Here is a 7,095-nt window from a genome sequence, read left to right as displayed (position 1 = left end):
CGTGCCTTGACAACCCTGGTCGGCGACTAAAGATCGGCTGTGGATCGGGGGCGGGGGAGGTCTGGTTGGGGTGGTCGGTGGCGTTGCGTTGCCGGCCGGCGGTTGGTTGCTGGGTGGTGTGCTGGTCAGAGCACGAAGCTGTCCGACCACGGCTGGCCGGATCGGCCGGACAGCGCGTCCAGCAGGCTGACCGCCTGCTTGTCCGTCAGCGACGACACGAAGTCGATCACCGCGCGGCCCCTCGCCAGCCCGCGCACGGCGTCGGCGCCCGCGACCGGCTCGCCCGTCGCTCCGACCAGCAGTTCGGGCGCGTTCCGGGCCAGGTCCTCGAACTCCGACTGCGCCAGCTCGACCAGGTCGTGCAGGCGCCGCGGCAGGCGCGACACCTCGTCCCGGTCGGCGAGCCACGCGTCGAGCGCGTCGACCAGCGTCGTCAGCAGCGAGGCCTGTCCGCGCTGGTGGAGGGCCAGTTCCGGGCGCAGCAGCACGAACCGGCGGTGCACGAATTTGAGCACCTGTACCTCGTGCCACTGCGCGGTCCGCAGCGACACGTGCCCGGCCCGGGTGGACGGCGACGGCAGCACGATCACGCCGTCCACCAGCCGGTGCGTCCACCGCGCGGAGAACGCCGCCGTGGCCTGCTCCGCCTCGATCGAACCGTCGAACGGCTCCGCGAGCAGGCCGTCGACCAGCTCGGCCCGGATCCGCGACACCGCGTGGGCGAACGCGTCGTCGTCGACGATCCACGCGTCCTTGGCGTGCATGCGGCGCCGCAGCTGCTCCAGTGACCGGCCGGGGCGGCGGATCTGCGCGGCGAGCGTCGCGTTGTCCAGTCCGGCCAGCTCCACCGCGTGATCGAGCCACTCCCCCAGCTCGGCGGCCACCGGCGCGTGCTGCAGGACCCCGATGCGGTGGAAGTCCTGGATGTCGTGGATCGCGTAGGCGAGGTCGTCGGCGGTGTCCATCACGGACGCCTCGACGGTCTGCTGCCACGGCTCGATCCGCCCGGCGAACGGCCTGCGCGCGGCCACCACGTCGTCCAGCTCGGTGCAGTACGCGGAGAACTTGCTCGACCCGGTGCCCGGCGCCTCGTCCGGCTCGGCGGCGCCCCGCGGCGGGATGCGCATCGCGGCCGGGTGCGGGTCGGGCCAGTGCAGCCGCGCCCACGGGTACTTCAGCACCGCCGCCCGCACGGCCGCGGTGAGGTCCAGCCCGACCGCCGCCGGGCCGCGCACGTCGGTCGTGGTGATGATCCGGAACGTCTGCGCGTTGCCCTCGAACCCGTCCGGCAGCGAGAACCGGTGCCGGGCGATGCGGTCCAGCACCTGCTCCCCCAGGTGCCCGAACGGCGGGTGCCCGAGGTCGTGGGCGAGCGCGGCGGCCTCGGCGACGTCCGGGTCGAGCCCGCCGAGCTTGCCGATCAGCTCGGCGGAGTCCACCGAGGACAGCAGCCGCTGCGAGATGGCGCGGGCGACCTGGGCGACCTTGAGGCTGTGCGTGAGCCGGTTGTGCAGCAGACCGGACCCGGCCGCGCTGACCACCTGGGTCACGCCGCCGAGCCGCGCGAAGAACGGCGACACCACGATGCGGTCCCGGTCGGCCCGGAAGGGGTTGTCGGCCAGGTCGGACCACGCCGGTTCGCTGGCGTTCTCCCGGCGTAGCGTCCGCGGATCGGGTTCCATGCGCATCACCGTATCTGTCCCGCCCGTACCCCCGCGGGAGTACGCTGACCGCCCCGCAGGTGAACATCAGTCGACATCTCTTTCAATACGACCACCTCACCAGCGAAGATCGGTCCGTGCGCCCAGTCCGGTTCGCCTTCCAGCCGCTCTACAGCCTGAACACCGGCGGCATGGTCGCGCTCGAAGCGCTGGCCCGCCCCGCCGAGGGGTCCGTGCACGAACTGCTCGACACCGCGCGCCGCGAACGGCGCCTCGTCGAGACCGACATCGCGCTGGCGTGCGACGCCGTCCGCGCGGAAGCCGACCAGCAGACGCTGCTGCCGCTGCACCTGAACATCACGGCCGCCACCGCGGCCGCGCCCGCAGTCGATCCCCTGCTCGACACCCTCGCCCGCGTCGGCAAGCGGCCGCGCGAGGTGGTGCTGGAGGTCGGGCCGCCGTTCTGCTCGGTGTGGCCCGAACAGCTGCTCGCCGGCCTGCACCGGCTCGGCGAGCTGGGTTTCCGGCTCGCGCTGGACGGCCTCGGCCGCGGCGACCTGCCGTTCGCGATGCTCGCGGCCGCGCCGGTGGACGTCCTCAAACTCGACCGCAGCGTGCTGCGCGGACTGCCCGGTGACGCCGGCTCGGTCGCGGTCGTCGAATCCCTGCTGCACTTCACGTCCCGGACCAACGCGCGACTGGTCGCGACCGGGGTCGAGACGGAAGCGCAGCTGGGAGCGGTGCGCCGCCTGGGGGTGCGCATCGCTCAGGGCAACCTGTTCGCCCCCGCCCGGGACGGGGTGAACCTCGGGCACCTGCTCACCCCGGCGATCCCGGACCCGGAGGAGCGCCTCACGCCGGGGCCGCTCACCACGCCGCGCGTGCGGGACTTCCTGCGCCCGGCGAGCACCCTGCCGCACGACGCGACCTGCGACGACGTCCGCACCGCGCTGGCCGCGGGCGACGCGCCGAGCGGCATCGTCGGGATCGACGCCGACGGTCGGCCGCGGTGGTCGATCGACCGCACCCGGTTCCTGGTGTCGGTCACCGGGCCGTACGGGCACGCCCTGCACGCGAAGCGCAGCGCGGAACGGCTCGCCGACAGCCCGCACACCATCCACGCCGACGCGGGCGCGCTGGAGCTGCTGGAGCTGGTGACCGACGCGGACTGGGGCCGCACCGGCGACGACGTGGTGGTGGTCGACGACGCGGGCCGCTGCCTCGGTGTGGTGCTGGTGACCGAGGTGGTGCGCGGGGTGGCCGAGGCGAAGGTCGAGGAGGCGGCGGCGCTGAACCCGCTGACGCGGCTGCCGGGCAGCGACACGGTGGCGCGGGACGTGGACCGGCGGATCGGCAGCCGGGAGGCGTTCGTCGCGGCGTGGCTGGACGTCGACTCGTTCAAGGCGGTCAACGACAACGCCGGTTTCGCCGCCGGGGACGACCTGATTCGCGCCATCGGCCGCACCCTGACGGACCTGGCGTCGCGGCTGCCGAGGATGGTGGTGAGCCACGTCGGCGGCGACGACTTCCTGATCGCCTGCGACGTGGACGAAATCGGCACGATCGCGGGGGCGCTGCTGGACACGCCGTGGAGCGCGGAGGGCAGGCCGGTGACGGTGTCGCTGGCGACGCTGGTCTGCGCCACGGCGACGATCGAGTCCTACCGCGAGGCGTCGCGGCTGCTGGCGCCGCTGAAGAAGCAGGCCAAGTCGGTGCCGGGGTCGAGCTGGGTGCTGGGCCGTCCTGGTTCGGAGCGGGTCGAGGTGCTGCGCGGCCGTTCGCGGCACGCGCTGCCGGAGCAACGCCCGGCGGGGCCAGTGGGGTTGAGCCGCGCCGGGTAGCGGTGCGGCGGCGGGACGGTGCTGCTCTGCACACGTGCGGCACCGCCGAAGCAGCGGCCGGGCGGTCCGGTCGAGTTGAGCCGCGCCGGGTAGCGGTGCGGCGGCGGATTGGCGCTGCAGAGGTGGTCGCGGTGCGAGCCAACGGCCAGCGGGGCCAGTCGGCTTGAGCCGCGCCGGGTAGGAGCGCAGCCCGTCAGCCGGTACTGCACAGGTGGTCGCGGTGGGCGTTGCCGGAGCAGTGCCGGGGAGGCGTGCAACCGGCGGGCCGCGTGGTCCGTCTGGGAAGCATGCGGATGTTGCCGGTGTTGGCGCTCGGGCTGGCTGTGCTGACGGCGTGCGGGGCGTCGGAGGGTGCGGCGGGCGGTGACCGGGCCTGCACGCTGATCGGTGCGATGCCGGGGATCAGTCTCGACGTCGCGCCGCGGGCGGATGTCGCGGGCGCTGAGGTGACCGCCTGCTGGGGCGCGGACTGCCGCACATGGCGGCCGGACCTGCACCGCGCCACGGCTGCCGAACCCCAGGGCTGCACCGGCACCGGGCCGGACGACACGTGCTCGGCGCGGGTGGTGGAGACCGGTGGCTGGTACGCCTTCGTCGACGTCGCCGACCTGCGGGAGGGGCCGGTGGAGATCACGGTGGTGCTGACGAACGCGGCCGGGGTGGAACTGGCCCGCACGACGCAGGCCACCGCCGCCGAGCTGGTGTACCCGAACGGCCCGGACTGCGGTGGCGGCGTTCCGCAGGCGAACATCCGGGTGTAGACGATGCGGAACCACCCGGCACTGCTGCTGGCCGCCCTGGCAGCCTGCAGCGGCGTTCCGCACGCGAACGTCGGGGGTAGACGGTGCGGAACTGCCCGGCACTGCCGGCCTGCGGCGGCGTTCCGCAGGCGAACATCCGGGTATAGACGATGCGGAACCACCCGGCACTGCTGCTGGCCGCCCTGGCAGCCTGCAGCGGCGTTCCGCACGCGAACGTCGGGGGTAGACGGTGCGGAACTGCCCGGCACTGCCTGCCTGTGGCAGCGCTCCGCAGGTGAACAACCGGGGGTAGACGATGCGCGGGGCACTCCTGCTGGCGCTGGCCGTCCTCGTGGGCTGCGGCGGAGCGCCGCACACCACTGAGGCCCTCCGGCGGCCGTGTCCCGCCGTGGCCCTGGTTCCCGGGATCTGGCTCGACGTGGGGCCACGGCCCGGCCAGGTCATCACGGCCGCGACGGTGACGGCGTGCCGCGACGGCGTCTGCCGGACCGAGCAGGCGTCACTCGCTCCGCAGGACACCGGGTGGGCGGGGTTCGCCGCGTTCGACGACCTTCGCGTCGGTCCCTACGAAGTCACCGTCGTCCTGCCGGGCGGCACCCCCACAACGCAGAACACCGCCGCGTGGCTCGAGTTCCCTGGTGGGCCCGAGTGCGGCGGCGGTGTTCCGCGGGTGACGCTCCAGCTCTAGACGGTGAAGCCCAGCGCCCGGAGCTGCTCCCGGCCGTCGTCGGTGATCTTTTCCGGGCCCCACGGCGGCATCCAGACCCAGTTGATCCGGAAGTCCTTCACCACGCCGGCCTGGCCGACCAGCACGGACGCCGTCTGGTCCTCGATCACGTCGGTCAGCGGGCAGGCCGCCGACGTCAGCGTCATGTCGATCGTGGCGGTGTTGTCCGGCTCCACGCGGATGTCGTAGACCAGCCCGAGGTCGACCACGTTGATGCCGAGCTCGGGGTCGACGACGTCCCGCATGGCCTCCTCGATGTCCTCGATCTTGGCCACGTCCGCGGCGGGCGGCTGCGCCTGCTCGGGCAGGTCCTCCGCGGTGCGGCCCTCGCGCGTCTGCTCCTCGGTCACTTCTCGGCTCCGTTCGTGCGGGTCAGCGCATCCTTGAACGCCATCCAGCCCAGCAGGGCGCACTTCACCCGCGCCGGGTACTTCGACACCCCGGCGAAGGCGACCGCGTCCTCCAGCACATCCTCGTCCGGCTCGATCTGGCCGCGGCTCTGCATCATCTCCACGAAGGTGTCCATCGTGGACAGTGCCTCCGACACGGTGTGACCGGTCACCAGATCGGTCAGCACCGACGCGGACGCCTGGCTGATCGAGCAGCCCTGCCCCTCGTAGGAGACGTCGGCGACCTTGTCGCCCTCGACCTTCAGCCGCAGGGTGATCTCGTCGCCGCAGGTCGGGTTCACCTGGAACGACTCCGCGTCGAAGGGCTCCCGCAGGCCGTGGCCGTGCGGGTTCTTGTAGTGGTCCAGGATGATCTCCTGGTACATGCTCTCCAGGTTCACCTACGCCACCCCGAAGAACTTCTGCGCCTCGCGGACACCACCGAGCAGCGCGTCCACTTCGGACAGATCGTTGTACAGGTAGAACGTCGCCCGCACGGTGGCGGGCACCTGGCAGACCCGGTGCAGCGGCCACGCGCAGTGGTGTCCCACGCGCACGGCGATGCCCAGGCTGTCCAGCACCTGGCCGGCGTCGTGCGGGTGCACGCCGTCGACGACGAACGCCACGGTCGCGCCGCGGTCGGCGCTGTCCCCGGGACCGATCAGCCGGACGCCGGGGATCTCGGCGATCCCGGCCAGCGCGGCCTCGACGAGCGCGTGCTCGTGCGCGGCCACCCGCTCCATGCCGATCGCGGTCAGGTAGTCCACCGCGGCGCCGAGCCCGACGGCCTGCGACGTCATCGGCACACCGGCCTCGAACTTCTGCGGCGGCGGCGCGAACGTGGTGCGCTCCATGGTGACCAGCTCGATCATCGACCCGCCGGTGAGGAACGGCGGCATCGCCTCGAGCAGCTCACGCCGTCCGTACAGCACGCCGATGCCGGACGGCGCCAGCATCTTGTGCCCGGAGAACACCGCGAAGTCCACCCCGAGGGCGTGGAAGTCGACCGGGAAGTGCGGCACCGACTGGCACGCGTCCAGCAGCGTCAGCGCGCCCACCTCGCGGGCCCGGCGGACGATCGGCTCGACCGGGTTGATCGTGCCGAGCACGTTGGACTGGTGCGCGAACGCGACGATCTTGGTGCGCTCGTTGACCAGCTCGTCCAGGTTGGACAGGTCCAGCCGGAACGTGTCGGTGAGGTCGAACCACCGCAGCGTCGCGCCGGTGCGCTGGCACAGCTGCTGCCAGGGCACCAGGTTCGCGTGGTGCTCCATCGCGGTGATGACGATCTCGTCGCCCGGCCCGATGCGGAACCGCTCGGCCTCGGGTCCCGCGGTGGCCGCGTTGCTCATCGCGTACGCGACCAGGTTGATGCCCTCGGTGGCGTTCTTGGTGAACACCAGCTCGCCCGGGTCCGCGCCGACGAACTCGCCGGTGCGGGCACGGGCGTACTCGTAGGCGTCGGTCGCCTCTTCGGCGAGCTGGTGCGCACCGCGGTGCACCGCCGCGTTCGAGGTCTCCAGGAACCGGCGCTCGGCGTCCAGCACCTGGGTGGGCCGCTGCGAGGTGGCGCCGGAGTCCAGGTACACCAGGGGTTTCCCGTCGCGCACGGTGCGCGACAGGATGGGGAAGTCGGCGCGCAGCGCAGCGACGTCCAAAGGCGTGTTGGCCGCGGCTGTGGTGGTCATGCGCGCCAACTCCTCTCTCGCGGTGTCA

Annotated in this window: 7 protein-coding genes; 3 read left to right on the top strand and 4 right to left on the bottom strand. The window is 72.7% G+C overall.

From position 1 onward, the window contains the following. Positions 1 to 125 precede the first annotated feature (125 nt). Complete coding sequence (dgt, locus tag ABZ215_RS24225) at positions 126 to 1,688, bottom strand: dGTP triphosphohydrolase (protein ID WP_027936326.1); 1,563 nt, start codon at positions 1,686 to 1,688, stop codon at positions 126 to 128. 110 nt (positions 1,689 to 1,798) lie between these two features. Between dgt and ABZ215_RS24220 the strand changes: the two genes are divergently transcribed. The 3 genes from ABZ215_RS24220 (at position 1,799) to ABZ215_RS24210 (ending at position 4,951) form a co-directional block, all read left to right on the top strand. Next, complete coding sequence (locus ABZ215_RS24220) at positions 1,799 to 3,502, top strand: GGDEF domain-containing protein (RefSeq protein WP_354951775.1); 1,704 nt, start codon at positions 1,799 to 1,801, stop codon at positions 3,500 to 3,502. A 293-nt stretch (positions 3,503 to 3,795) separates the two neighbouring features. After that, a complete protein-coding gene (locus ABZ215_RS24215; RefSeq protein WP_354951773.1) occupies positions 3,796 to 4,263 on the top strand; it encodes a hypothetical protein in 468 nt (155 codons plus the stop codon). Positions 4,264 to 4,558: 295 nt separating this feature from the next. Further along, a complete protein-coding gene (locus ABZ215_RS24210) occupies positions 4,559 to 4,951 on the top strand; it encodes a hypothetical protein (protein WP_354951771.1) in 393 nt (130 codons plus the stop codon). On the opposite strand, the gene ABZ215_RS24205 is transcribed toward ABZ215_RS24210, so the two are convergent. From ABZ215_RS24205 to ABZ215_RS24195, 3 genes are read right to left on the bottom strand one after another with little or no spacing between them, the layout of a single operon-like run. Then, the gene (locus tag ABZ215_RS24205; RefSeq protein ID WP_020421256.1) at positions 4,948 to 5,340 is read right to left on the bottom strand and encodes a metal-sulfur cluster assembly factor; all 393 of its coding nucleotides are present in this window, start codon (positions 5,338 to 5,340) and stop codon (positions 4,948 to 4,950) included. The genes ABZ215_RS24210 and ABZ215_RS24205 overlap by 4 nt on opposite strands. Then, entirely contained in the window at positions 5,337 to 5,780 is a 444-nt protein-coding gene (gene sufU, locus ABZ215_RS24200) for a Fe-S cluster assembly sulfur transfer protein SufU (protein WP_017982994.1), read from the bottom strand. The genes ABZ215_RS24205 and sufU overlap by 4 nt, the downstream gene beginning before the upstream one ends. Then, positions 5,781 to 7,067: a cysteine desulfurase gene (locus ABZ215_RS24195; RefSeq protein ID WP_020421257.1), complete on the bottom strand. Its 1,287-nt coding sequence runs from the start codon at positions 7,065 to 7,067 to the stop codon at positions 5,781 to 5,783. Between the last annotated feature and the right edge of the window lie 28 nt (positions 7,068 to 7,095).

Source organism: Amycolatopsis sp. NPDC006131, assembly GCF_040614175.1.
In the GTDB taxonomy this organism is placed as follows: Bacteria; Actinomycetota; Actinomycetes; order Mycobacteriales; family Pseudonocardiaceae; genus Amycolatopsis_E; species Amycolatopsis_E tucumanensis.
This window is presented reverse-complemented; position numbering and strand designations above follow the sequence as displayed.

Excerpts from the sequence above, each read along its gene's own strand:
- ABZ215_RS24195 (WP_020421257.1), bottom strand. The coding sequence starts at position 7,067 with ATGACCACCACAGCCGCGGCCAACACGCCTTTGGACGTCGCTGCGCTG.
- ABZ215_RS24210 (WP_354951771.1), top strand. The coding sequence starts at position 4,559 with ATGCGCGGGGCACTCCTGCTGGCGCTGGCCGTCCTCGTGGGCTGCGGC.
- ABZ215_RS24215 (WP_354951773.1), top strand. The coding sequence starts at position 3,796 with ATGTTGCCGGTGTTGGCGCTCGGGCTGGCTGTGCTGACGGCGTGCGGG.
- dgt (WP_027936326.1), bottom strand. The coding sequence starts at position 1,688 with ATGCGCATGGAACCCGATCCGCGGACGCTACGCCGGGAGAACGCCAGC.